This window comes from Lachnoclostridium sp. An131 (assembly GCF_002160825.1).
GTDB lineage: Bacteria > Bacillota > Clostridia > Lachnospirales > Lachnospiraceae > Laedolimicola.
Genome location: NZ_NFLI01000020.1, coordinates 1 through 25,876, shown reverse-complemented (window position 1 = coordinate 25,876; position 25,876 = coordinate 1). Strand labels below are relative to the sequence as shown.

The 25,876-nt window shown below is 51.4% G+C and carries 20 protein-coding genes and 1 pseudogene; 3 read left to right on the top strand and 18 right to left on the bottom strand.

Annotated features, from left to right (window positions below; genetic code table 11):
* Positions 1-10 precede the first annotated feature (10 nt).
* The 9 genes from B5E77_RS14640 to B5E77_RS14600 all read right to left on the bottom strand — a co-directional run bounded on the left by B5E77_RS14640 (position 11) and on the right by B5E77_RS14600 (position 10,858).
* Complete coding sequence (locus B5E77_RS14640; RefSeq protein WP_087166103.1) at positions 11-883, bottom strand: SDR family NAD(P)-dependent oxidoreductase; 873 nt, start codon at positions 881-883, stop codon at positions 11-13.
* A 233-nt stretch (positions 884-1,116) separates the two neighbouring features.
* Positions 1,117-2,421 carry a 4Fe-4S dicluster domain-containing protein gene (locus tag B5E77_RS14635; RefSeq protein ID WP_087166102.1) on the bottom strand — a complete coding sequence of 435 codons (1,305 nt, stop codon included), beginning with the start codon at positions 2,419-2,421 and terminating at the stop codon, positions 1,117-1,119.
* Positions 2,422-2,452: 31 nt separating this feature from the next.
* Positions 2,453-3,079: an SMC-Scp complex subunit ScpB gene (scpB, locus tag B5E77_RS14630; protein ID WP_087166101.1), complete on the bottom strand. Its 627-nt coding sequence runs from the start codon at positions 3,077-3,079 to the stop codon at positions 2,453-2,455.
* A 3-nt stretch (positions 3,080-3,082) separates the two neighbouring features.
* Positions 3,083-3,904 (bottom strand): segregation and condensation protein A, encoded by an 822-nt coding sequence (locus B5E77_RS14625; protein WP_087166100.1) that lies wholly within the window; start codon positions 3,902-3,904, stop codon positions 3,083-3,085.
* A gap of 19 nt (positions 3,905-3,923) precedes the next feature.
* Positions 3,924-4,649, bottom strand: a complete 726-nt coding sequence (locus tag B5E77_RS14620) for a metallophosphoesterase (RefSeq protein WP_162609715.1) — start codon at positions 4,647-4,649, stop codon at positions 3,924-3,926.
* A gap of 195 nt (positions 4,650-4,844) precedes the next feature.
* Complete coding sequence (locus tag B5E77_RS14615; protein WP_087166098.1) at positions 4,845-6,122, bottom strand: D-alanyl-D-alanine carboxypeptidase family protein; 1,278 nt, start codon at positions 6,120-6,122, stop codon at positions 4,845-4,847.
* A gap of 139 nt (positions 6,123-6,261) precedes the next feature.
* Entirely contained in the window at positions 6,262-7,623 is a 1,362-nt protein-coding gene (locus tag B5E77_RS14610) for a citrate/2-methylcitrate synthase (RefSeq protein WP_087166097.1), read from the bottom strand.
* A gap of 145 nt (positions 7,624-7,768) precedes the next feature.
* Positions 7,769-9,862: a hypothetical protein gene (locus B5E77_RS14605; RefSeq protein ID WP_087166096.1), complete on the bottom strand. Its 2,094-nt coding sequence runs from the start codon at positions 9,860-9,862 to the stop codon at positions 7,769-7,771.
* Between the two features lie 69 nt (positions 9,863-9,931).
* The gene (locus tag B5E77_RS14600; protein WP_087166095.1) at positions 9,932-10,858 is read right to left on the bottom strand and encodes a LysR family transcriptional regulator; all 927 of its coding nucleotides are present in this window, start codon (positions 10,856-10,858) and stop codon (positions 9,932-9,934) included.
* Between the two features lie 145 nt (positions 10,859-11,003).
* On the opposite strand from B5E77_RS14600, the gene B5E77_RS14595 reads away from it, so the two are divergent.
* Positions 11,004-12,464 carry a pyridoxal phosphate-dependent decarboxylase family protein gene (locus tag B5E77_RS14595; protein WP_087166094.1) on the top strand — a complete coding sequence of 487 codons (1,461 nt, stop codon included), beginning with the start codon at positions 11,004-11,006 and terminating at the stop codon, positions 12,462-12,464.
* A gap of 139 nt (positions 12,465-12,603) precedes the next feature.
* Here the strand turns inward: B5E77_RS14595 and rbr are convergent, their stop codons facing one another.
* From rbr to nifJ, 5 genes and pseudogenes are all read right to left on the bottom strand, one after another.
* On the bottom strand, positions 12,604-13,140 hold the full coding sequence (gene rbr / locus B5E77_RS17705; RefSeq protein WP_242963760.1) for a rubrerythrin: 537 nt from the start codon (positions 13,138-13,140) through the stop codon (positions 12,604-12,606).
* A 384-nt stretch (positions 13,141-13,524) separates the two neighbouring features.
* Positions 13,525-13,683: pseudogene (locus tag B5E77_RS17700) on the bottom strand (4Fe-4S binding protein); the annotation flags it as partial.
* The gene (locus B5E77_RS14585; protein WP_087166092.1) at positions 13,680-14,399 is read right to left on the bottom strand and encodes a rubredoxin-like domain-containing protein; all 720 of its coding nucleotides are present in this window, start codon (positions 14,397-14,399) and stop codon (positions 13,680-13,682) included. The gene B5E77_RS14585 and the pseudogene B5E77_RS17700, both read right to left, overlap by 4 nt.
* Positions 14,400-14,425: 26 nt before the next feature.
* The gene (locus B5E77_RS14580) at positions 14,426-14,821 is read right to left on the bottom strand and encodes a Fur family transcriptional regulator (protein ID WP_087166091.1); all 396 of its coding nucleotides are present in this window, start codon (positions 14,819-14,821) and stop codon (positions 14,426-14,428) included.
* A gap of 218 nt (positions 14,822-15,039) precedes the next feature.
* Positions 15,040-18,588, bottom strand: coding sequence for a pyruvate:ferredoxin (flavodoxin) oxidoreductase (gene nifJ, locus B5E77_RS14575; protein WP_087166090.1), 3,549 nt, complete (start codon positions 18,586-18,588; stop codon positions 15,040-15,042).
* A gap of 386 nt (positions 18,589-18,974) precedes the next feature.
* On the opposite strand from nifJ, the gene B5E77_RS14570 reads away from it, so the two are divergent.
* A complete protein-coding gene (locus B5E77_RS14570) occupies positions 18,975-19,487 on the top strand; it encodes a hypothetical protein (protein WP_087166089.1) in 513 nt (170 codons plus the stop codon).
* Positions 19,488-19,809: 322 nt separating this feature from the next.
* Complete coding sequence (locus B5E77_RS14565; RefSeq protein WP_087166088.1) at positions 19,810-20,049, top strand: hypothetical protein; 240 nt, start codon at positions 19,810-19,812, stop codon at positions 20,047-20,049.
* Between the two features lie 239 nt (positions 20,050-20,288).
* On the opposite strand, the gene glf is transcribed toward B5E77_RS14565, so the two are convergent.
* The 4 genes from glf to alaS form a co-directional block, all read right to left on the bottom strand.
* Entirely contained in the window at positions 20,289-21,410 is a 1,122-nt protein-coding gene (glf, locus tag B5E77_RS14560) for a UDP-galactopyranose mutase (RefSeq protein WP_087166087.1), read from the bottom strand.
* A 112-nt stretch (positions 21,411-21,522) separates the two neighbouring features.
* Positions 21,523-22,116: a hypothetical protein gene (locus B5E77_RS14555; protein ID WP_087166086.1), complete on the bottom strand. Its 594-nt coding sequence runs from the start codon at positions 22,114-22,116 to the stop codon at positions 21,523-21,525.
* Positions 22,113-22,586, bottom strand: coding sequence for an RNA polymerase sigma factor (locus tag B5E77_RS14550; protein ID WP_087166085.1), 474 nt, complete (start codon positions 22,584-22,586; stop codon positions 22,113-22,115). Before B5E77_RS14550 ends, B5E77_RS14555 begins: the two co-directional genes overlap by 4 nt.
* 281 nt (positions 22,587-22,867) lie before the next feature.
* Complete coding sequence (alaS, locus tag B5E77_RS14545; protein ID WP_087166084.1) at positions 22,868-25,507, bottom strand: alanine--tRNA ligase; 2,640 nt, start codon at positions 25,505-25,507, stop codon at positions 22,868-22,870.
* Between the last annotated feature and the right edge of the window lie 369 nt (positions 25,508-25,876).

Below are 25,876 nucleotides of genomic sequence, written 5' to 3'. Positions count from 1 at the left end.
CTTATACCGGTTAATTCAGCATCGTCTGTCCGCCGGTTACCGGAATCGCCTGTCCCGTCTCAAACTCCTGCTCCACCGCGTAGAACAGCGCCTTTGACACATCCTTCGGCGTACAGCCCCTGTGAATCGGAGATTTGGACAGATAGTAATCCTTCACGTCCTGCACCGTCTTCGCTCCCGGCACCTTTCCGGCGTTCAGGTACTGTACAAAAAGTCCTCTTTCCGGATCGGACCAGAGCGGCCCGTCGTAAAAGTTGCCCGGGCAGATAGAATTTACCTTAATGTTCCAGCCTACCAGCTCCAGCGCAAAGCTCTGGGTCAGGCCGATGCCGCCAAATTTTCCGCCAGCGTAAGCGCTGTTGTTTTTCGAGCCCTCCAGGCCGGATTTGGAATTGATCTGGATGATATCAAACCAAAGGCTTTCATCTGCCTCGTGCTGCGCTTTCATAATTGCGGAAGCATATTTTGCAGCATTGAAATACCCTATGTAATTTACCTTTGTCACGAAGGCAAAGGCTTCCGGAGTCAGATCCTCCAGGCTTCCAGCCTTGAGCACGCCTGCGTTCGACACAAAGATATCGATGCCGCCGAAATGCTCCACAGCCGCACAGACCATGGCCTCCATGGACGCTGCGTCAGACACATCTACCTTCAGGCCGACAGCCCTCTCTCCAAGCCCTTTCGCCGCTTCCTTGGCCTGAGCGTCATTCAGATCCGCCAGAACCACGCTTGCGCCCTCCCGGTACATCTCTTCCGCGATTCCCAGTCCGAAGCCCTGGGCTCCTCCTGTGACGATGGCGATCTTTCCGGCCAGACGGCCTTCCGTCTGCGGCCTGTTGTGAATGTTTTTCTTTGCATACTCTTTTGCTTCTGCCAAATTCATCTTGAATCCCTCCTGAAATTGTCGCTGTTTTTTGCGTTTCAGCTTGACTTTCCCTTGATTTCTAGTTTTATTATAGCATTATTTCAACACAAGTCAATATAAATATCATAAAATCAACACGAAAATCAACGTAAAATTCAACATACTATTTTCACAAACGTATACCGCCAGCCGCTCCAATGAAAAAACGGCACAGCCAAAACTGGCTGTACCGCTTTTTCTTATCTTTTATCTTACACATTCTTTTTCTTCTTATTTTTATTCAGCTGGCTGGAAATCAGCTTATCCAGATAGATAGACTTAAACTGCTTGCTGGCCAGTGCCTGCTTCAAGGGCGGCAGCTCCAGAATCGCCGCAAATACAGCCGCCATGGCCCGGTGATTCGCAAAGGCCTGATTATCAAAAATCAGATTTTGCAGCGTTCCCTTCTCAATGGCCTGAAGCACAAAGCGATGGGTGCTGTTCACGGGCGTGATCACCTGGATCGGCCTGCGCTTCATCTCTATGGCCTTTTTCGCGCAATTTCCCGCACAGACACCGCAGCCCAGGCAAATCTCAGTGTCGATCACTGCCTTTTTCTTTCCGTGTTCATCCTCCTTCATGGAAATCGCCAGGATCGGACAGGCCTTCTCACACCTTCCACATCCCACACAGGAGGCTTCCTTTACTTCCGGAATGTAATTTGTCGTCGCAACCGGCTGCATGGGACTGAACCGTCTGGCAGCCTGCAGCGCCTCACAGCAGCAGCCGCAGCAATTGCAGATAAAAGCCGGATTTTCCCGGACATTTTCCCCAATCTGCACCAGGTTGTGATCGTAGGAGCGCTGAAGAGCATCCATGGCTTCCGACTTGTCAATCAGCCGCGCATAGCCTCCGTGCTCTGCCAGGGAACGGGCCACATTTCCAAAGGTCAGACAGACATCAAGAGGCGCCCCTATCTCGCAGGGATGACCCGCATGATACATTTTATGACGGCAGTAGCACAATCCCAGACCGATATACTCCGCTTCCTCTATGATATGCGTGGCCCTCTCATAATCCAGAATGTGCAGCGTATTTTCGTTGGTCAGCACAGGCTCCCGCACATAGACACGGCCCAGCTGGGTCTCGGTAGCGTAGAACAGCTCCTTTACAAAGTCCTCTTCCACATTCATATATTGGTAATAAAGCTCACTCAGATACTTCTGATCGATATCTCCCCTGGTACGCATCAGGGCAAATTCGATAAAGCCCGCCATAGGAGGCGGCATCACAAATTTACGCACGCCGTTGTGGAAGGAATCCACCAGAAGGGCCTTTTCACACAGATGCGTCAGAAACTTTTCCGCCTTTGCTTCGCTGGTGTTCCAGATTTTTGCGGCCTTTTTTGCCGTGAAGGGGCGCACCGGAAGCATCGATACCCATTTTGCCTCCTTTTCCGTGTAAAGCACCTGCAGGATCTTGTAAAGTGTGCCCGAAAACGCAGGGGCTCCCTGGGTAAACCAGTTAATACGGTCTTCCAGGTTCTTGTAGGCGTTTCTGCTTGTAAGATGTCCCATACTTATCCTCCATCTTTTGATTTTCTATTTTTCATGCTTCATCAGAGTCCTTTTCCGGAGCCTGTCCCATTTCCTTCTGCCCTGCTCCCTTCTGTCCCAGCTCCTCCTCCGCCTCTTCCTTAAAATCCTCTATCTGTTCCGGAGAAGCCTTCGGAAGCTCTTCCACGGAGCTTATGCCAAAGCTGCGCAGGAAGTCCTCTGTCGTACCAAACAGAATCGGACGGCCGGGCGCGTCCAGACGCCCTACCTCCTCGATCAGCCCGTACTCCACCAGCTTATTGACCGCGTGGTCGCTCTTGACGCCGCGGATTTTCTCGATTTCCAGCTTCGTCACCGGCTGCTTATAGGCCACAATAGACAGCGTCTCCAGAAGCACCTCTGTCAAAATATATTTTCTTGGCTGCTTCACGACGCGGATCAGCTCTTCGTAATGCTCCGTCTTCGTACACAGCTGCCAGGAATTCTCCAGCTCCACCAGGCGGATTCCCCGGTCCTCCTCCTCATAACGGAGCTCCATACGCCGCAGAATATCCTCCATCTCGCCCGGATCCAGCTCCAGGGCCGACGCCAGTCTTGCAGCTTCCACGGACCCCCCTGCCGCAAATAAAATCGCCTCTACAGCCGCCCGTATGGCAGCCTCTGTTCTCTTCTCTTCCAACTTCTACGCTCCTTGCTCTTCCGTTTCCCCTGCGCCTGCCGCCGGCACAGCCTTATCATTTCCCTCTCCGGCAGGAGTCTTCTCCCATTCGATATAGATCTCTCCGAAGGTCTCCTCCTGCTTTACCGTAAGCTTTCCTGTCTTCATCAGCTCCAGCACTGCAAGAAAGGTCACAATCACCTGCATTTTCCCGCGGCGCTTCTTCCCCTCCAGCAGCTTCCGGAAGCTGGTACGCGGCTCCTTCTTCAGCGTCTCCTCTACATAAGAAATCCGGTCTTCGAGACTGACCTCTTCCATCTCAATCTCTCCAAAGCCGCTCCGCACCGGATCGATCTTATCTACAGATCTGCGGAGAACATCGCGGAAAACCGCGTCCAGCTTTGCCAGCGTCAAATCCCCTATCAGCTTCTCCATATCTACGGGCTCAATATAAGACGCCACCTCCTTGGGAATATCCGCTTCCCTGTAAAAGGACTGCCCTGCCTGGTTCCGGCGCGCCTTAAGCTGCGCAGCCATAAACTTGTAGAGCTTGTATTCCAGAAGACGCTCCACCAGATCCGCTCTTGGATCTATCTCCTCGCCCTCCTCGTTGACCTCAGCCGGAAGCAGCATCTTCGCTTTGATCTCCAGCAGAGTGGCAGCCATGACAAGAAACTCGCTCATAATATTGAGATCCTTTTTTTCCATGGCCTGAATATATTCCATATACTGATCGGTAATCGTGACAATCGGGATATCATAGATATCTATCTTATTGCTTTCTATCAGATGCAGCAGAAGGTCGAGAGGACCTTCGAACGCGGGCAGCTTCACAGGAATTCCCATGCTGATTCTCCCTTTCTGTTTACTTTCCTTTCAGCCGTATCACCGACAGCTCAGGCGGATTAAAAATACGCAGATTTACCGTATGAGTTCCCAGTCCCCGGCTCACCACCAGATCCTTCCCCTCAAAGCGGAACTGGCCGGCATCGTACCTCGGAAACAGCCTGGCCTGAGGCGTAATGACGCCGCCGATCCCGGGAATCCGGATGATTCCTCCGTGCAGGTGCCCGGACACCGTCAAATCCGCGCCCCAGCGCGCGTAAGCGTGAAAATAGACCGGATTGTGCGCCAGCAGAATATTGTAGCGCTTCTCATCCGGCGTTCCGAGAGCTTTTTCTATCTCTTCTTCCTGGAGGCTGGCCCGGCAGAATTTCCGATAATAAAGTTCGTCCAGCTCGAAGCCATAGATCTCCATGGAAAGCCCCCCTGCCTCAAAAGAAGCCTTTTTATTTTCCAAAAGGATCACACCGCAGTCCCGAAGCGTCTTTGTGTATTCTATATACAAATTTCCATAGGCCTCCGGATGAAGGCGCATCCGGTATTCGTGATTCCCATTTCCATAAAAAACCGGCAGTCCCTCCGCTCTCAGGCGGCGCAGAAGCGCCGCTGCCGGAAGGAAAGCTTCTCCGGGATGCCCTGTCACAAGATCGCCCGCCACAAGAACCGCATCCGGCCTGCGTGCAAGGATCGCTTCCGCCAGGCGGACATTTTCCTCCCCGTAGCTCTTATTATGCAGATCCGCAAGCATACAGAAAACCGGTCCTTTGGTCCCGGCCGGCAGCTTTGCCGTATTTATTTCGTATTCAAAGATTCTAAAATCAGACATGTGAACAGAGTAACACAAAATCTGGGGGATTGCAAGGTAAAGGGTGAGGCTGTCGACGATATCTGAACATTTCGTGGATCCTCGTAAGCCTCATCCTTTATTCCTTTACCTCTTAATTTACAAAAGCAGATATTGAAAAGCCTTCCCCAGATAATGCCCGTAACCGGCCTTTTCCACCGCGCTTCCTGCCAGAATCGAAATGCTGCCAATTTCCTGCCCCCCAAGCGTATAGGTCAGCTTTCCAATCTCCTGTCCCTCTTCCACCGGGGCTGTAAGCTCCGGCACTGCGTACCACTTCTTTTCCACAGCCGTCAGATCCTCGCCTGTCGTGCTCAGATAGGAAAAGGTTCCATCGTATTCGCCCAGAACCTCCTCCTGCACGCCGCCGCGGACAGGAACTGTGACCAGGGGCTGCTCCTCCAAATCCTGATAAAGGCTGCATTTGGCATAGCCGTAATTCAGAAGCGCCGTAGCATCCGCGAATCTTCCCGCCGGATCCGGCGCAGCCATCACGACCGCAATCAGCTCGATGCCGTCCTTCTCCGCTGTGGCAGAGACGCAATATTTCGCCAGACTGGTAGATCCTGTCTTCAGACCGGTAGCATAGGGATACTGGCGGATCAGCTTATTTGTATTGGTCAGGCCGAATTCCTCTGTTCCCCGCTTCGTAGTATGGGTAATATTTTCCATCCAGATCGTAGAATATGTATGGATCTGAGGATATTTTGTAATAAGCTCCCGTGACATCAGAGCGATATCATAGGCCGACGTCAGATGACCGTCCGTATCCAGGCCGCAGCAGTTGACAAAGTGCGTGTCATTCATGCCCAGCTCCTTCGCCCTCTCGTTCATCATATCCACAAACAGACTCTCCGTCCCGGCAATATGTTCCGCCATCGCCACCGACGCATCGTTTGCAGAAGCTACGGCGATACACTTAATCATCGTCTCCACGTTCTGGGTCTCCCCCTCCTCCAGGAAAACCTGGGAGCCGCCCATGGACGCCGCGTAGGCAGAGGTTGTTATCGTGTCTTCCAGGCGGATCTTTCCCTGGGACAGGGCGTCAAAAATCAGAAGCAGCGTCATGATTTTTGTGACGCTGGCCGGAGGAAGCTGTTCATGGGGGTTCTTTTCCAGAACTACCGTCCCTGTAGACGCTTCCATCAGGATAGCTGACGGAGCCGTGATGCCAAGAGAATCCTGCACTTCCTCTGAAGGCGTTTCCGCTGCACTCCCTTCTGCCAATTCCTCCGCCGTGAATGCCTGTGCTGCGCCTTCCTCTGTCAGCTCCTGCGTCTCTGCCGTCTCTTCTCCCGAATCAGAGGCATACACGGAAAAGCCGAAAATCTGCAGGGACACAGAAAAAGCCAGGAACAGGGCCAGAATTTTTTTCATATAATCCCTCTTCTATCATACTGCAATTACTAAATTGTAAGCAGATGAAGCAGGATTTATGCTACCTATTCCCAGATACAGACAGCCAAACGGCGGCCGGAAGCATACGCTTTCCCGGCCGCCGGTATTCTCTCTTTTTTTATTCTCTCTCATCCAGATCCACATAGGGTACATGATGTCCCACATATTTATAGGCCGGACGGATAATCTTTCCTGCGTTTACCAGCTCCTCGATGCGGTGCGCGCACCAGCCTGAAATACGCGATATGGCGAAAATCGGCGTAAACAGCTCATCCGGAAGATCCAGCATGCTGTATACAAAGCCGCTGTAAAAGTCGACGTTGGCGCAGACAGGCTTTAAAAGCCTGCGGCCGGACATCAGGCACTCTCCGGCGATTCTCTCTACACGCTCGTAAAGCCCGAATTCTTCCTCCGTGCCCTTTTCCTCCGACAGCCTTCTCGCATATTCTTTCAGAATCACAGCACGGGGATCTGATTCCGTATATACCGCGTGGCCCATTCCATAAATCAGGCCTGCGTGATCGAACACCTCCTTGCGCAGTATCCGCTCCAGATAAGACTGAATCTGCGTCTCATCCCTCCAGTTGGTTACATGCTGCTTGATATCTGCGAACATCTCCTGTACCTTCAGATTCGCGCCGCCGTGCTTGGGGCCCTTCAGGGAGCCCAAAGAGGCAGCAATCGCTGAATAGGTGTCTGTTCCTGTGGAAGATACCACATGGGTCGTAAAGGTCGAGTTGTTTCCGCCGCCATGCTCTGCATGGAGTACCAGCGCCACATCCAGAACCTTCGCTTCCAGCTCTGTATACTGTCCGTCCTTACGCAGAAGCCGCAGGATATTCTCAGCCGTAGAAAGCTCCGGCTTCGGATTCCGGATAATAAGGCTCTTATCCAGATGATAATGGCGGTACGCATGGTAGCCATAAACCGAATACAGAGGAAACTGCGCTATCAGCTGCAGAGACTGGCGCAGCACATTGCCCACAGAGATATCCTCCGGCTTCGGATCGTAAGAATACATGGTCAGCACGCTTTTCTGCAGCGTGTTCATCATGTTGGAGCTGGGAGCCTTCATAATAACATCCCGCACAAAGGTATCCGGCAGTTCCCGGTAAACGCCAAGGATGTCGATAAATTCCCGAAGCTGTGCTTTTGTGGGAAGCTTTCCAAACAAAAGCAGGTAGGTCGTCTCCTCAAAGGCAAAGCGCCGGTTTGCCTCTCCGCGTACCAGATCCTCTACATTAACGCCCTGATAATAAAGCTCGCCGTCGATCGGAACCTTTTCTCCATCTATATATCCAAAGGAAACTACGTCTGAAATCTCCGTAAGGCCTGTCAGAACGCCTTTTCCGGAGGAATCGCGAAGTCCTCTCTTTACGTCATATTCCGCATAGAGATCCACATCAATCTTGCCGGACTTCATGCTGTATTCCACCAGCTTCTGAACCTTCTCGTCTACGTTTCTGTCGTCTTTTTTCATTCCGTTACCTCCTCATAATTTTATTCTGCCTAAGGACTAAAGGCCATAGGAATCCCGCGCAGATCCGCGCGGGAGTTTTCTCAATTATAGCGGAAAACAGGTTGTATGGCAAGTCCCTGTCTATATCCTCTGCGCCAGGCTTTGGTTACTCCCCTTTATTTCCGTCTATAAATACCTTCCTTTCCTGCTCTGTCCCTATCTCAGCTGTGCCGGTAACGCGATAGATCCGCTCATACTCTGTGCCGGTCACCAGATAAGCGTCAATTTCATAATCATAGATACCTGTAATCGTCAGAACCTGGAGGATGTTCTGCCCGTCTGCCTCATCCGCCCAAAGCATCAGAGGGAAGCCTTCTCCACTCCAGATCATCTCCTCCAGAAGCTCATGGCCCTCGCAGACGAAGGAAAGATGATTAAAGCTGTGATCGCTGCTGGTCATCCAGACATATTTCTCATACTCCTCCTCTGTCCCGTCGTTATCCAGATCACAGATATACAGATCTTCCTCCCCGGCTTCCTGTTCTGCGCTGCCCGTCCAATTCTCCCAGCTGTCCGCCTGTCTCCGGAGCTGCGCGCTCCGGGAGGCCGTCTGCTCCGCCAGCGCCTCCCAGCGGGAATCCGTACACTGCGCCACCTCCACCTGATACCCCTCTTCTGTCATCCTCACAGACGCCTGCTCCACACAGCTGCCTTCCTCATAGCAGTATAAATCCACACCATGATACTGTTTCAGGCCGTAGTCATAAGCAGTACGGCAGAGATAATACTTCCCCTCAAAGCATATCGCCGCCACCTCTTCCTTGTCATGCAGAGTCCGATACGTCATCTGGTAAGAACCGTCTGCCTGTCCCTGAAAAAAGCTGCAGCTTCGGTATCCTGCGCTCCCTCCCTCGTTCGTTTCCATCCAGAGATCTAAAATTCCATCGTTATCCAGATCCGCTTCCATGACCGCGTAGGGCATCTCCAGCACTCCTGCATACAGCCCCTTGCTGCCTGTAAGCTCCAGGCGGATTTCCATATCTTCTGCTCCAAGCTCCCTTACTTCCTCGTCACTGAGCATTCTGTCATCTGTCATGGCTTTGAGGACTTCCAGTTCACGCCTCTCCTGGAAGGCTATGCTGATTTCATCCAGCAGCGCCTGCGGAATCCGAAGACTCTCCTTTTCTTCCTCCGGCAGCCCATCCGCAGGGCTTTCCCATACGCCTTCGGATACTGTCTCCCAGGATTCTGTCAAAGGATTGTCGTATTCCTTCCTGGCCGCCTCCCAATCCTCAGCTGCTATATCCTCAGGCTCATAAAGCTGTTTTTCCCGGTTCCAGATATAAAAGCTTTCCCTGCCCTGTCTGCCGTATGGATCTTCCGGGACAAGCCTTAAATCAAGAGCGCCGTCTCCATTCACATCTACAAAATCATGAATTTCCGGCAGGAGCCTGCTTTCCAGCTTCTGAACAGGAACCGCAAATTTTCCTTCCCGGTACAGCCAAAGCCTGTTCTCTTCTCCAATGCCTTCCCCGGACGGCAGGCAGAACACAAGAGAAAAGCCCGGCTCAATCTCTGCCATCCCATATTTCACCTTTTCCTGTTTTGCTTCCTTCCATGCATTTTCCTGTGTGTCCCAGCAGACTCTTCCCTTCTGCAGCAAATCTCCGATGCTGTAGTCAGATTCGCTCGTGATCTCCCAGAGCGCATAAGCCTCCCCTCCACGCACCAGCAGATAACAGGTAAAGCTCTCCTTTGTCAGCTGAAACGTGTAAATTCCAGCTTTTTCATCCGCATAGCGCCGGACGAGCTCATCCCCTTGAAGCTCCTTCAATATGGCCGCTGCCAGAGAAAGCTCTCCCGCATATTCCGCCCGATACTGCTCCAGACAGACAAGAGGCGGCAGCACGTATTCCTCCGGCTCAGCGCCTGCAAGCTCCAGTACCACTCCATGCTCTGGATTGACACCCTTTCCTTCCCACAAGGCCGCTGTCACTCCCTCTGGAAGGCGAAGCTTCAGCCCTCCAAAATCCAGGCTTCCATTTTCGCCAGGCACGGGAACTGCGTCTATCCGAGTGAGCACTGCGCTGCTCCGTTCCTTTTCGATCTCTGTAAGCCTTGCCTGCGTCTCTTTTTTAAAAAGCTTCGAAACGCTTTGCTGCAAAACGCTCTCTTCCCCGCCGTTTCTTCCCTGGCTACAGGCGCTTAAAGCCGCGAAGCACAGAAGCGCCGCCAGACCTGTGAAAAGCTTTCCTTTCATATTCGTCCCCCAGTATAATCTCTGCTTACCCAAAAGCCCATGCCTCAGCCTGGAGCTTCCCTCCTGACTCTATCCGAAATATTTCTCCGTCACTTTCAAAAACGCCTCCATCTGCGGAGAGAGCCACTTATTTTTATGATAAAAAAGCTGGAGCCACATATAAACCAAAGGAAGCTCTGTCGCCGCCTCAAGCACGGTTCCGGCCTTTATAGCCCGTTCCGCCGAGAATGCCGGAAGAAAGGAAAGTCCGAAGCCCTTCTCCACCATGTGCACAATCGTCTCCGTATTCGCAATCTCCAGCTGTGCCCGAAGCTCCACATCTGACTCTGCCAGAATCCTCTCCAGCTCATAGCGGTAGCTTTCCCCCCGCTCTGTAAGCACAAAAGGAAAGCTGCTTATGGAATGCGCACTGAGTTTTCCTTTCCTCAGCCGGCTGTCCATCCAGGAGCCAGCCGCTTTTTCGTCAGCCGGAGCTATGAAAATGATCCTTTCTTTCTTCAGAAGCCTCCGTTCCATTCCCGGATACTGGGCCTTTGCCTCCAGATTGAAAAACAGATCCAGGCGGTTGCTTCGGACCTTTTCCAGAAGCTCATCCCTTCCGGAGGTCTGCACAACGATCTCTACTCCTGGACAAATCTCATGATATCTCATCAAAAGGCCTGGCAGAAGAGCCGTCGCAACCGATTCCACACTTCCAATCCGAAGCTGCCCTGTGATATCCTGCGGTCCTGCTCCTCCCCGCCCTTTCCGTATGCTGTCTCTGGCTTTTTCTGCCGCTCCCAGAATCTCATTGGCATAAAACACAAAGCTTTGCCCCTCTTCCGTCAGCGCCGCTCCCCTTCCTATCCTCTCAAAAAGCTGTACGCCCAGCTCATGCTCCAGCTGTTGAATCTGAATCGTCACCGCCGACTGGGAATATCCCAGCTTTTCCGCTGCCTTCGAAAAATTTCGAAGCTCAGCCACCTTCAAAAATGTTGTAATGTTTTTAAACTCCATTTTCTTCACCTATGAAATTTATTGATGTAAATATAAAAATCATAAATTTAACATATATCTGTTTTCATGTTACTATAGTCAGCAGAAGGCGTCAAGCAGGGCCCGCTGAAACACGCAGATAACATGCCAGATGAGGAGCATACAAATGACCACCAGAATACATACACAGACTGAACCGTCTTTTGAAAAAATCACTCAAACCTTTATCCATGAATTTTTGTCAGAAAACAGCGCTCTTTCCCAATGTCCGGCTGTCCGGGAGCTTACGGCAGACGGCCTGGAAAACCCGGAGCAGAATGCAGCGCGCTCTGTAGTTCCGGAGAAAGGGCGCTCCCTGGAAGAAGTAATACGGGAGCTGAAAAATGAGATCTTCACCTATGGTTATGAAACCAGCCACCCCCGGTTTTTCGGCTTTGTTCCCAGCACTGCCTCCCGCCTTTCCTGGCTCGGGGATATCATGACCTCGGCATACAACCGCCACGCCGGCAGCCTGGCCAATTTTCCCCGGGGCTGCCAGACCGAAAACGAACTGATCCGCTGGCTCTGTGACAGCGCAGGCTTCCCCGGAACAGCCGGAGGGCTTTTTGTCTCGGGGGGTTCTATGGCAAATATGACCGCCCTTGCCTCCGCAAGGGACGCTCTCCTTTCGGAACCGGACTGGAGCCGGGGCGTCGCCTATGTATCAGAGCAGACTCATTCCTCTGTAGCCAAGAGCCTTCACCTGATCGGCATCTCCACAGACAGAATCCGGTGCCTTCCCACAGACAGAAATTTCCGGATGAATACTGCGCTTCTGGAAGCTGCCATACAAAAAGATCTTGACAGAGGACTGCTTCCGTTCACCGTCATCGCAAGCGCCGGAACTACCAATACCGGCAGCGTCGATCCGCTTTCTGAGATCGCAGCCATCTGCCGCCGTTATCACCTGTGGATGCATGTAGACGGCTCTTTTGGCGCCTCCGTGCTCCTTTCCGGCCGTCACAGAGACCTTCTGAGCGGAATCGAGCTGGCTGACAGCCTGAGCTGGGACGCGCATAAATGGCTGTTCCAAACCTATGGCTGCGGCATGGTTCTGGTACGGGATCGAAAGAATCTGGCAAACAGCTTCCATGCCCACCCTGAATACCTGAAGGATCTGGAGCTGGAGGAGGAATACCTGAATCCGTGGAATCTCGGTCCGGAGCTGACCCGCCCGGCCCGCGGACTCAAGCTCTGGCTCACGCTCCAGGTCATGGGAAGCGGCGCTATAGCCGCATCCATCGACCATGGCTTTGAGATGGCCGAATACGCAGAACAGCTTCTTGCCCGGATTCCGGAGACGGAAATTCTCTCCCCGGCACAGATGGCCGTGATCAATTTCCGCTTCAGCCCCAAGGAACTGTCAGAGGAGGAAAAGGATTCCCTGAATCTGCAGATTTCAAAGCAGATCGTATCCAGCGGATATGCTGGCGTCTTCACGACGGAGCTGAATGGGAAAAAGGTGCTGCGGCTCTGCTTCATCCATCCGGAAACCACGAAGGAGGACATCCGAAACACCCTTGGGCTTTTGGAAAAATACTGCCGGAGGCTTTTGAAAAAAACCCTTCGGGATGAGATTCCAGCCTGAAACAATGCCAGAGCCTGAAACAGGCTGTCAAAGCTTCTGATAAGCTCTGAGCCTGAGACAGGGAGGCCGCCCCAAAAGCAGCCTCCCTGTTCTTACAGCCTTTCAGCCCTCTTTATGATTTTCCCGCGTTTTTACAATCTTAGTAATTCTCGGCATGAACCTCAAAGTAGCTTTGCGGATGCGCGCAGGTCGGGCAAATCTCCGGAGCGGAGGTTCCTACAACAATGTGTCCGCAGTTGCGGCACTCCCATACCTTTACCTCGCTCTTCGCGAACACTTCCGCCATCTCCACATTGTGAAGCAGCGCGCGGTAACGCTCCTCATGGTGCTTCTCAATAGCAGCTACCAGGCGGAATTTTGCCGCCAGCTCCGGGAAGCCCTCTTCCTCAGCAGTCTTGGCAAAGCCGTCATACATATCAGTCCACTCATAGTTCTCGCCTTCTGCTGCATGAAGCAGATTTTCAGCGGTATCACCGATACCGTTCATCTCCTTAAACCACATTTTCGCATGCTCCTTCTCGTTGTCAGCGGTTTTCAGGAACAGCGCTGCAATCTGCTCATAGCCTTCCTTCTTTGCTACAGACGCAAAGTATGTATACTTGTTGCGTGCCTGAGATTCTCCGGCGAAAGCAGCCTCCAGGTTCTTTTCTGTCTGTGTTCCAGCATATTTGCTCATCTTGTTTTCTTCCTTTCTCTCTTCATTTTCTTTGCTTATTTTCTTTGTTTCATTGCAGGGAATCAGCTCCAGCAGCTTTCTTGCAGCCTCTGCCGGAAATTCCGCTGTAGGAGGATTTGCGATAAGCTCCTCCAAAAGCTTATGGGTATTGGCGCTCTGGGGCAGCATGTAGCCAGACTCCCGCAGAAGATCCTCATGAACCAGGCGGGTGGATTTGGCCACAGCTGTCATCAAACGGTACAGGCCGTCTTCTTTTGCCGCTTCGGCAAGCTGCATCGCCGTCTTTTCCTGCTTCGCTTTATTCTTTGCCAGAGCAAAAGACGCCGCCAGCACCTCTTTCTCCTTCTTCTGCTGAGGCGGATACTCCACCGGCACCATGGATATAGCTGCGCTTGGACAGGCAGCCGCGCACGTCCCGCAGCCAAGGCACTTATTTACATCAATGATGCTGTTCTCTGTGTCCGTGGCTCCCACAGGACAGACATAAAGACACAGGCAGTCCTTCGTGCACAGGCGCAGATTTCTTACTGCTATCTGTTTCATGCCGAATCCCTCCCTTCCATTTTTTCAAATTTCCATGCAGGGACTTTGCATACCGGACAAAGCTCAGGAGGATTATCCCCCACATAAGTAAAGCCGCAGACTGTGCAGACCCAGATCTCCGTATCTGCAAGAAGAGCCTCTCCCTCCTGCTGATACTGGGCAAGCAGAGAGCTCAGCATATTGGTAACCCTTTCTCCCCATACGCAGACACGCTTGGTGCCGCGGTCTCCGGCAGCGTCAGCGGCAGCGTTCACAGCCGGATAGCCTTCCTCCAGATCTTGTTGAAGCAGTGCCGCCAGGCCGGCTGTATCAGCATCCGGAACCGCAGGCGTCACAGCCGCAAAGTAATCTGCCAGCTCCCGGAACAAAGCGGCTTCATGCTCCCTGTACTGCTTTTCGCAGCCGCGGGCCAGATTGGAACAGAGCGCCGACAGCTCCCCCGCCGACAGCTTTACCAGTCCTTCCCCTGCCGAAGACGGACCGCCAGCCAGTGGCGTTTCCACCTGAGAAATACCGGCAGACTTTGCTGCCTCTGCTGCCTCTGACCGAACTGGAGCTGCTGCAGCCTTAGGCTCATTCCCTCCGCTCTCGGGAACAAACACAGCCTTGGCTGCTTTGCATACGGGACATCTCCACGAATCAGGAAGCTCTGAAAAGGCCTGCTTTTCTCTTCCCTCGTCATAAATGTACCCGCACACAGAACAGACATATCTCATTCGCATTCTCCTTTCTCCTGCTGATTTTATCTATATACATGCTGCATAGCGTTTCCCGCAGCAGATAGATCCCGGCACTCCGGACAGATATAAAAGACCTTCAAATCATAGGCAAAGAAGCTGCTGCCAAGCTGCTCCTTTAACGAAGCCGTCAAATCCTCAAAACAGATATCTGTAAGCCTTCCACATTTTGTGCAGACCAGATGATCATGCTTCGCAATCCGGTCATACCGGTCAGGTGAGCCTTCTATCAAAACCTTCCGTATCAGCCCCGCTTCGCACAGCTTATTCAAATTATTATATATAGTAGCCAGCGAAACAGACGGGTAAATTTTTTTGAGCTCTGTAAAAATCTGATCCGCCGTCAGATGACCGGCAAGCTTATTGACAATCTCATAGATTTGCTTTTCATATTTTGTCATAAGCGCTCACATCCTTTAGAATAATTCTAAATTTATTATAGTTATTCTCAGGCAAAATGTCAAGTATAAAATGACATGAGATGGAATTTTTTCTGATTTTTATTTTTTAAACACTTCAGCTTCTGACAATTTCTGTTCAAAAAAAGGACCCCATTGATACGGGATCCTTTTTTCTCCAAGCCTGTCCAGGAATCAGACAGGCTTGATGGATATCGTATTTATTCTTCCACTGTGGTCGGCATATACAGATCGCCCAGCTTCTTCAGGTACTCGTAACGAGCCTTTGCGGAAGCCTCGGACTGTGCGAACAGCTTCGCTGCTCTCTCCGGATTTGCACGCTTCAGGGAGTTATAACGCACCTCGCCGTCCAGGAACTCCTGATAGTCTCCAGTGGGCTCCTTGCTGTCCAGCGTGAACGCGCTCTTGCCCTCTGCCGGAGCAGCCGGGTTGAAGCGGAAGCAGTGCCAGTATCCGGCCTTTACAGCCAGCTCTTCCTCGGTCTGAGCCTTGCTCATGCCCTTCTTGATGCCGTGGTTGATACACGGAGCGTAAGCGATGATCAGGGACGGTCCCGGATAAGCCTCTGCCTCTGCAATCGCCTTTACGCACTGATTGTAGTCAGCGCCCATAGCGATCTGAGCCACATATACATAGCCATAGCTCATTGCGATGGAAGCCAGGTCTTTCTTCTTCACGTCCTTACCGCCTGCAGCGAACTGAGCAACCGCGCCGGTCGGAGTAGCCTTAGAGGACTGTCCGCCTGTGTTGGAGTAAACCTCGGTATCGAATACCATTACGTTTACATCCTGTCCGCTTGCCAGAACATGGTCTACACCGCCGAATCCGATATCATATGCCCAGCCGTCGCCGCCGAAGATCCACTGAGACTTCTTGGACAGGAAATCCTTATCCTTCAGAATCTCTTTCGCCTCGTCGCAGCCGCATGCCTCAAGAGCAGCTACCAGCTTATCTGTAGCAGCGCCGTTGGTTGCTCCTACATTGTAGGTATCCAGCCATTCCTGAGCTGCTGCCTTTACATCATCATTTGCCTTCTCCATCAGAGCCTCAACCTTGGACTTCAGTCCGCCTCTTACAGCGCGCTGAGCCAGGCTCATGCCGTAACCGAACTCTGCGGCGTCCTCAAACAGGGAGTTGGACCATGCAGGACCATGTCCCTTCTGATTTACCGTGTACGGTGTGGACGGTGAAGAGTTACCCCAGATAGAGGAGCATCCTGTTGCGTTTGCAATATACATTCTGTCTCCGAAGAGCTGAGTGATCAGCTTCGCGTACGGAGTCTCGCCGCAGCCTGCGCATGCGCCGGAGAACTCAAGCAGCGGAGTCTTGAACTGGCTTCCCTTTACAGTAGCCTCTTTGAACTTCGCAATGACATCTGCCTTCTCCGGAAGTGTAACGGCATAGTCGAAGTACTTCTGCTCGCCCTGGTTTGCTTCCATGTTCTCCATAGCCAGAGCCTTTGCGCCCTTCTTGCCCGGGCAGACATTTGCACAGGAGCCGCATCCGGTACAGTCAAGAGCAGAGATAGCGATAGAGAACTTGTAATCTGCCATTCCGGTCATCGGAAGCAGCTTCATTCCTTCGGGAGCCGCAGCAGCCTCAGCCTCTGTCAGAGCTACCGGACGGATAACAGCGTGCGGGCAGACATAGGAGCAGCGGTTACACTGGATACAGTTCTCCGGATTCCAGATCGGGATATCCACTGCGATGCCGCGCTTCTCATAAGCGGAGGAACCGCTGGGAGTCGTGCCGTCCACATAATCCTTGAACGCAGATACCGGAAGAGTATTTCCTTCCTGAGCGTTTACCTTTGCCTGTACGTTGTTTACAAAATCTACAACGTCCTTGCGCGCGCCTTCTGCATGTGTGAAGTCAAGTCCCTCGTCAGCCGCATTCTTCCAGCTCTCCGGAACAGTAACCTCTACTACCTGCTTTGCGCCTGCGTCGATAGCGTCGTAGTTCATCTGAACGATGGCATCGCCCTTTCTTCCGTAGGTAGCCTTTGCGGCAGCCTTCATAAGCGTAATAGCCTGCTCCTCCGGAATGATGTTCGCCAGCTTGAAGAACGCAGACTGAAGAACCGTATTGATACGTCCGCCAAGTCCGATCTCCTTACCGATCTTGATACCGTCGATCACGTAGAATTTAATGTTGTGGTTCGCGATAAAGCTCTTTACCTGGCCCGGCAGATGCTTCTCCAGTCCTTCCATATCCCAGGGGCAGTTCAGCAGGAAGGTTCCGCCGTCTACCAGCTCCTGTACCATGTTGTACTTGCGTACATAGGATGGATTGTGGCATGCTACAAAGTTTGCCTTGTGGATCAGGTATGTAGACTTAATCGGGCTCTTTCCGAAACGAAGGTGGGACATGGTCACACCGCCGGACTTCTTGGAGTCATAATCGAAGTAAGCCTGAGCATACATGTCAGTGTTGTCACCGATGATCTTGATGGAGTTCTTGTTCGCGCCTACCGTACCGTCTGCGCCAAGTCCCCAGAACTTGCAGTTGATGGTTCCTTCCGGAGTCGTAACGATGGGAGCGCCTACTTCCAGAGAAAGTCCGGTCACATCATCCACGATACCGATGGTGAACTTCTCCTTGCTGTCGTTGTGGTATACAGCAACGATCTGAGCAGGAGTGGTGTCCTTGGAACCAAGGCCGTAACGTCCGGTGTATACCGGTGTGTCATGGAACTTCGTTCCCTTCAGAGCTGCTACTACATCCAGGTACAGCGGCTCTCCGAGAGCTCCCGGCTCCTTGGTTCTGTCAAGAACTGTAATCTTCTTTACCGTCTCCGGAATCGCAGCTACCAGAGCCTCTGCGCTGAACGGACGATACAGACGTACCTTTACAACGCCGACCTTCTCGCCTGCTGCCATCAGGTAGTCGATAGTCTCCTCGATGGTGTCGCAGACAGAACCCATAGCAACGATTACATGCTCTGCGTCCTCTGCTCCGTAATAGTTGAACAGCTTGTAGTTTGTACCGATCTTTGCGTTAACCTTGTCCATGTACTCCTGTACGATAGCGGGCATTGCATCGTAGTAGGGGTTGCATGCCTCTCTTGCCTGGAAGAAGATATCCGGGTTCTGAGCGGAACCTCTCTCGCAGGGATGCTCCGGATTCAGCGCGTTTCTACGGAATGCGTCGATGGCATCCATGTCTACCAGGTCCTTCAGATCTTCATAATCCCAGGTCTCGATCTTCTGAATCTCATGGGAGGTACGGAATCCGTCGAAGAAGTTGATAAACGGAATCTTTCCCTTGATCGCTGCGCAGTGAGCAACCGGAGTCAGGTCCATAACCTCCTGTACGCTGGACTCGCAGAGCATAGCAGCTCCAGTCTGGCGACATGCGTACACGTCGGAGTGATCTCCGAAAATAGAAAGTGCATGGCTTGCAAGAGCACGGGCAGATACATTGAATACACCCGGAAGCTGCTCGCCGGCAACCTTATACAGGTTCGGAATCATCAGCAGCAGACCCTGGGATGCAGTAAATGTAGTCGTCAGAGCACCTGCTGCCAGCGCGCCGTGTACGGCACCTGCTGCACCAGCCTCAGACTGCATCTCGGTTACCTGTACGGTCTGTCCGAAGATGTTCTTTCTTCCCTGTGTGGCCCACTCATCTGTGGCTTCCGCCATTACGGATGAAGGGGTAATCGGATAGATAGCTGCAACGTCGGAGTACGCATAGGATACATGCGCCGCTGCATGGTTTCCATCCATGGTCTTCATTTTTCTAGCCATTTGTTTTTTCCTCCTTATTTTTACCTTCAGTTTACAAGAGCATACACACTTCCGGCCTCCGGAAAGCCCGTTCCGAAAACGTGTGTGGCCTTGTAAACTGAAGGCAGCCCTGGCAAGGCGTTTATGATATCTTCATACATAGTTGATTGTAACATAATGACTGATGATTGTCCATTTTATTGTTGTATTTTTTGGGGAACATGCATATACCAGGTTACAGATTTTCACCCGAAGAAAGGCAGAAAGGCTGATAGGAATCTGAAACCGGAATTATTTCCGTTTTTTCGAAACTTTTCTTCTGTGTAAAACGTCCATATTATATAGCAAGGAAAATCCAGGAAAATCAACTACCGGGATACTCCTCCACAGGAAAGGAGCTGAATCAAATGAAAAAATGGAACATCATTTTAGCAGTGAGCATCACCCTTCTGTTTCTCGGCGGCTGTACTGCCCAAGGACCGGCCCCGGAAACCGCAGAAGCAGATCTCGCACAGCTGAAAGCTCTTCCGGGAATGTCTGACGAGGAAACCGCTGATATGTTTGGAGGAGGGGAAGAAAACTGGACAGAAGACAAGCAGTTTTTCATCGGACGTATTTTCCATGTAAATCTTTACGGCGGAGAATACAATATGTATACCACCTGCAGTGAGGACGGCATCGTAGAGGCTGTTTCCGTCTGGATCGTCAGCGGAGAGCGCGCCGTAACCGATGAAGAGACTGAAACATGGGTGGGCAGAGTTACAGAGCTGATGGGTACAGAGCCTGTCTTTGACGGCGAATCCTCAGAAGCAGGAAGCCAGAACTGGAAATGGAACGCTGACGGCTTCGCGGCAGCCATCTACCGCATGGAAGATACTCTGTCACTGTATTTTCAGCCAGCTGTAGGCGAGTTGAAGTAGCCTTCCGAGCATCCGGTTCCATAAATCTTAAAATTATCAACAACAAACAGGGGACGCGGAATTATCAGGTATCCCAGCGTCCCTGTTTGTCTTCATCATACTTTCTCCCCAACACTCCTTTGTCTGCCTTTTATCTTTTATTGTCTGAATTTGTCTCTTCCATTTTTTTACTTGATTTTACGTTTTAAGCCATTTATAATATCCATATAGAACGAATCCCTTTTATCGGGAGCTTCCGTATACGAGGCATGTCGCAATCGAGCGCTGCTCTGGCACATACCCCTTCTGTACAAAATCCACGCCAGGGAAAGGAGGGAAACGAATGGAATTGAAGCCTGCTTTTCGCAGAGACACCTGCTGCCTTTTTCACGCCGAAGCCCGTGAACTCGGGATGGCGGAGGCGAAAGCAGAATGTATTTTGGAAACTTTATCTGATTATGGAAGAATTCCTCTTGGAGTTCAGGAAAAAATCCTTGATCAGAAAAATTTTTTTCAGCTAAAACGCTGGTTTCTTCTGGCGCGTCAGGTTCAAACTGTCGAGCAATTCATCAATCGGATGTAGAGTCGGAAATATATGCCTTTTTTCTTTTATTCTAGCTGTTCTGATTTCTTTTTTTCTGATTTCTTCTGTTTTAAATGTAAAGGTATTTCGTGCGGAGCATACTCCCCCTGACTGCCTCAGGCATCAAAATACAGCAGGGCACCTGCGAACTGGCAGATATCATTTTCCGCCTGTTACCGGTCCCTGCTGTTTTCCTTCTCTGCTTTTTTCTTCTCTGCAGTTTTCTTCTCTGCCTTTTCCTATTTCACTGACAGCTCTTCTTCCACCCTCGCAAGTGCGCTGGCAATCACCGCATCCATATCATAGTACTTATATTCGCCCAGCCGGCCTCCGAAAATCACCTTGTCCTCCTGTGCGGCCAGCTTCTCATATTCCGCATACAGCTTCCCATTCTTCTCATCGTTGACCGGATAATAGGGTTCGCCGCCCGGCTTCCACTCAGAAGAATATTCCCGGCTAATCACAGTTTTCGGAAGCTCACTGCCATCCGCAGCCCTGCCAAACTCAAACCATTTATGCTCAATGATTCTCGTCCACGGAGTCTCCCGATCCGTGTAATTGACTGCTGCATTTCCCTGGAAATTCGGGGTGTCCAGCACCTCGGTTTCAAACCGCACCGAACGATACTCCAGATATCCCAGGCGGTATCCGAAATAGGCGTCAATAGGCCCTGTATATACCACCTTCCGGGCGAGCCATTCCAGCTCCTCCTTCTGTTCCAGATAATCCACACCCAGGCGCACCTCAATGCCATCCAGCATCCTCTGCACCATTCCGGTATAGCCGCCCACTGGTATCCCCTGATACAGCGCATTGAAATAGTTGTTATCAAAGGTAAAACGCACCGGAAGACGCTTGATGATAAAGGCCGGAAGCTCTGTGCAGGGCCGTCCCCACTGCTTCTCGGTATAGCCCTTCACCAGCTTCTCATAAATGTCCGTACCTACCAGACTGATGGCCTGCTCCTCCAGATTCTCTGGCTCTGTGATCCCCGCAGCCTTTTTCTGCTCCTCGATTTTTTCAGCTGCCTCCTGCGGTGTCACCACACCCCACATTTTATTGAAGGTGTACATATTAAAGGGAAGGGAATAAAGCTCCCCGTGATAGTTCGCCACCGGCGAGTTCGTGAAACGGTTGAATTCCGCAAACCGGTTCACATACTCCCATACCTGCCGGTTATTCGTATGAAAGATGTGAGCTCCATACTGATGCACCTGAATGCCTTCCACCTCTTCTGTATAGACATTTCCGGCGATATGCGGCCTTTTATCAATGACCAGGACTGTCTTTCCCCGTTCCTTTGCCTGCCTTGCAAATACAGCGCCATAAAGGCCTGCTCCGACGATTAGATAATCATACATGTGCAATGTAATTCCTTCCTGTATTTATAATACTGTTACCTTCAGCATAATGGAATCACAGAGAAAGATCAAGCCTGGATTTTTCTGAGCAATTTCTGCCGGATTTCCGGATTTAATTGAAGCTCTCCGGCTCCGGATATTTATCGCTGCTCACAGAATAGCCATTGTCATACTCGATCGTCATGTAGAGAGTTTCGTCCCCATTTACGAGCTTCACATAGCAGACACCGTCTTCAAATAAATCTGTGACGTCGATCTTCTGATCGTAATAATAGACCCAGACGGTTCCGTCATCCTTATATTCCACCTCCGGCATGAAGAGCTGAGCCATAATCTCTTCTTCCGTGAGCGGGCGCTCTGTGCCGTCCGCCTCTATGGCTATGCCGCCGCCCGAACGGGTCTCAGTCGAACCATCCTCAAGCTGATAAACAGCGCTGTACTCTCCGTTTTCATTAATGACAAGCTCAGCGTTCGTCTGATCGCCATGAAGCCAGAGCTGAAGGGTGCGCTGGATGCCGCCGACATTTGCCGCGTATGCCACTCCCGTGCTGCCTGCAAGTACAGCCACTACGGCTGCCGCTGCTGCAATCTTATTCATATAAGCATGTTTTCTTGAATTTTTCATAATTCTGCGTACCTCCAAAGGTTCCATTCCGAAGGAAGCCACTGTGTCAAAAGTCTTTTTATACTGTTCTTTGTCCATCATGATTCTTCCTCCTTAACTACGTCCCGCAGGAATTTCCGTCCTCTGGACAACCTCATTTTTACGCTGCCTTCCGTGATTCGGAGAATTTCGGAAATTTCTTTTACTGAAAGCTCTTCGTAATAATACAGATGAATCACCTCCCGATATTTTTCAGGAAGCTTCATGACTGTTTCAAGCAGATCATGCTCTTCCTGGTTCTCAAAAGGAATTTCCTCCATACATTCTTCTATGGAAATCCGGTTCCTTTTCCAGAACGATCGGGAAATATCCCTGGCCCGGTTAATTGCCACCCGCAGCAGCCAGGCTTTCAGGTGCTCCTTGTCACGAAATTGTTTTTTAGATGTATAATACTGAATGAATGTATCCTGCACCACGTCATTTGCGTCATCCACGTTTCTGCAGACACTGAACGCCGCCGTGTACAGACTTTTCTGATGACATGCAATCAGTTCCTCCAGCGATTGTCTCATAAACGGTTCCTCGGTTTTCTTTACTGCTTTAAAAGGCCTTTCACTTATAACACGTTTCAGAAAGAGAAAAGGTAACAAAAACATGCCGTTACTGAAGAAATTTTTCCAGATCTCTGCACCAGTTGAACCGCTGCCGTTTCACACAGTCCTGGAAACAGATCCCCGAAAAACAATCAAGAAAATGGAGGCGCCCTGAAGCCATATCCACGCTTCAAAGGTGCCTCCTGCTCTTTATTCAGGAATTGCCTGCTGCTCCCCAAATGCTGCTTTTCTTTTATAACTTATTTTATCTGTTCTGCAGCCACCTCGGCCACCTTCGCAATCGCCGCGTCGATGCCGTCCGGATTCTTGCCGCCGGCCTGGGCCATGCCCGGCCGGCCGCCGCCGCCACCGCCTACAAGGCCTGCAACAGCCTTGATCAGGTTTCCGGCGTGAGCGCCCTTCTTCTGGGCTCCGTCTGTAGCCGTCGCCATCAGGCTTACCTTGCCGTCTACGGCGCTTGCCAGCACGACAACGCCTTCGCCCAGCTTCTCCTTCAACTGGTCACCCAGATCCCGCAGACCGTTCATATCCACGCCGTCTACTCTGGCTGCCAGAACCTTGACGCCGCCAATCTCCTGCACCTGATTCATCACGTCGCCCAGAGCATCCTTCGCCATCTTGCTCTTTAAAGACTCGTTCTCGCTGTGCAGCTCCTTAATCTCTGCCTGCAGATGCTCAATTTTCTCATTCAGTCCTGCCGGCGTCGTCTTCGCAGTTTTCGCCGCCTGATGAAGCTGCTGCTCAATCTCCTTATAATATGCAAACACGCCGTCGCCTGTCAGAGCCTCGATACGGCGTACACCTGCCGCGATTCCCGCCTCAGATACAATCTTGAAGACCATGATCTGGGCTGTGTTGGACACATGGGTTCCGCCGCAGAGCTCCTTGGAGAAGTCTCCCATGGAAACCACACGTACCTTCTCTTCATATTTCTCATCAAAGAGAGCCATGGCTCCTGTCTTCTTCGCTTCTTCGATGCTCATGATATCTGTCACAACAGGAAGCGCTGCCTGAATCTCCTGATTTACGATATTCTCTACCTTCTCAATCTCCTCTGCCGTCATGGCCTCAAAGTGTGAGAAGTCAAAACGCAGTCTGTCCGGCGTAACCAGAGAGCCCTTCTGCTCCACATGGTCGCCAAGCACTGTCTTCAGCGCCTTCTGGAGAAGGTGTGTCGCACTGTGATTCTTGCAGGTATCTGCGTGCTTCTTGGAAGCCACCTCCAGATTCACCTTGTCACCCACCTTGAACATGCCCTTCGTCACACGTCCCACATGGCCTACCTTGCCACCCAGCAGCTTGATGGTATCCTGTACCTCAAACTCACCGTCCGCGCTGCGGATCACGCCGGTATCACCCTGCTGTCCGCCCATGGTGGCATAGAACGGGGTTTCCTTTACAAAGATGGTACCTGTCTGGCCGTCTGTCAGAGCCTCTACTACTTCAGTATCTGTGGTCAAAACTGTAATCTCAGACTCATGAGTCAGCTTATCATAGCCCACAAACTCTGTGGTGACATTCGGATCAATCTCATCGTAGACCGTAGCGTCCGCACCCATATAGTTCGTCACAGCGCGGGCCTCTCTTGCCTTCACACGCTGCTCTTCCATGGCAGCCTTAAAGCCTTCCTCGTCCACGGACATTCCCTTTTCTTCCAGAATCTCCTTTGTCAGATCCACCGGGAATCCATAGGTATCATACAGCTTGAAGGTATCTTCTCCGGAAAGAGTCTTTTCTCCCTTCGCCTGCATCTGGGCTTCCATTTCTGCCAGAATATTCAGGCCCTGATCGATGGTCTTATTAAACTTCTCTTCCTCCTGATCAAGCACCTTGAAGATAAAGGCTCTCTTCTCATCCAGCTCCGGATAACCGTCCTTGGAGCCCTCGATTACGCTCTCGCTCAAGCGCGCCAGGAACTTGCCCTCGATGCCGAGCAGACGTCCATGACGGGCTGCACGGCGGATCAGACGGCGCAGCACATAGCCGCGTCCCTCATTCGTCGGCATGATTCCGTCGGAAATCATAAAGGTCGCGGAACGGATATGGTCGGTAATCAGACGAATGGAAACGTCCTTCGTCTCATCTGTCTTATATTCTGTATGAGCGAACTCACAGACCTTATCACGGAGCGCTCTCACGGTATCCACATCAAAGATGGAATCTACGTCCTGCACTACGCTGGCCAGGCGCTCCAGGCCCATGCCTGTATCGATGTTCTTCTGCTCCAGCTCTGTGTAGTGGTTGTGTCCGTCATTGTCGAACTGGGTAAATACATCGTTCCAGATCTCCATGTAACGGTCGCAGTCGCAGCCTACCGTACAGCCCGGCTTGCCGCAGCCATACTTCTCTCCTCTGTCATAGTAAACCTCGGAACAGGGGCCGCAGGGACCTGCGCCATGCTCCCAGAAGTTGTCCTCCTTGCCGAAGCGGAAGATCCGCTCTGCAGGAATTCCAATCTCCTTATTCCAGATATCAAACGCCTCGTCGTCGTCCAGATAGACAGACGGATACAGGCGGTCCGGATCCAGTCCCACTACCTCGGTCAGGAACTCCCAGGTCCAGGTAATTGCCTCCTTCTTAAAATAATCTCCGAAGGAGAAATTGCCCAGCATCTCAAAGAAGGTGCCGTGGCGGGCTGTCTTTCCTACATTTTCGATATCGCCGGTACGGATACATTTCTGGCAGGTAGTCACACGCCTGCGGGGCGGAATCTCTGCTCCTGTAAAATAAGGCTTCAGCGGAGCCATACCGGAATTGATCAGCAGAAGGCTCTTGTCATTGTGAGGCACGAGAGAAAAGCTCTTCATCACCAGATGTCCCTTGCTCTCAAAAAATTCCAAAAACATTCTGCGAAGTTCATTTACGCCATACTGTTTCATCTGTTCCCTCCTGGGCCCGCTGCTTATCCGCGGACCTTCTTGTATTTCTCAGCGTTTTTGGACGGAATATACGGAAAACCAGTCCGATTTTTCTCCCATCCTGCATACTCGCGGGCCGTTCTCCCAAAACGCCGCACATAATCCTATATATTATAGGTTGTATCCCGTTGTTTGTCAATGCGCGGCTTTTTGCATCTCTGCTGTCTATCAAGGCTCCATCAAGGATTACATAGCCCTTTGCAGGCAGGCTGTCATAAACGCGGGAGTTTGACAGTTGAATAATCGAAAAATACCTTGCAGGCCGCATAAAACCTGCTTTTTTTGTGTCAATTTTTTTGCTTTTTAGTATGTTATTTTATGTTATTGTGT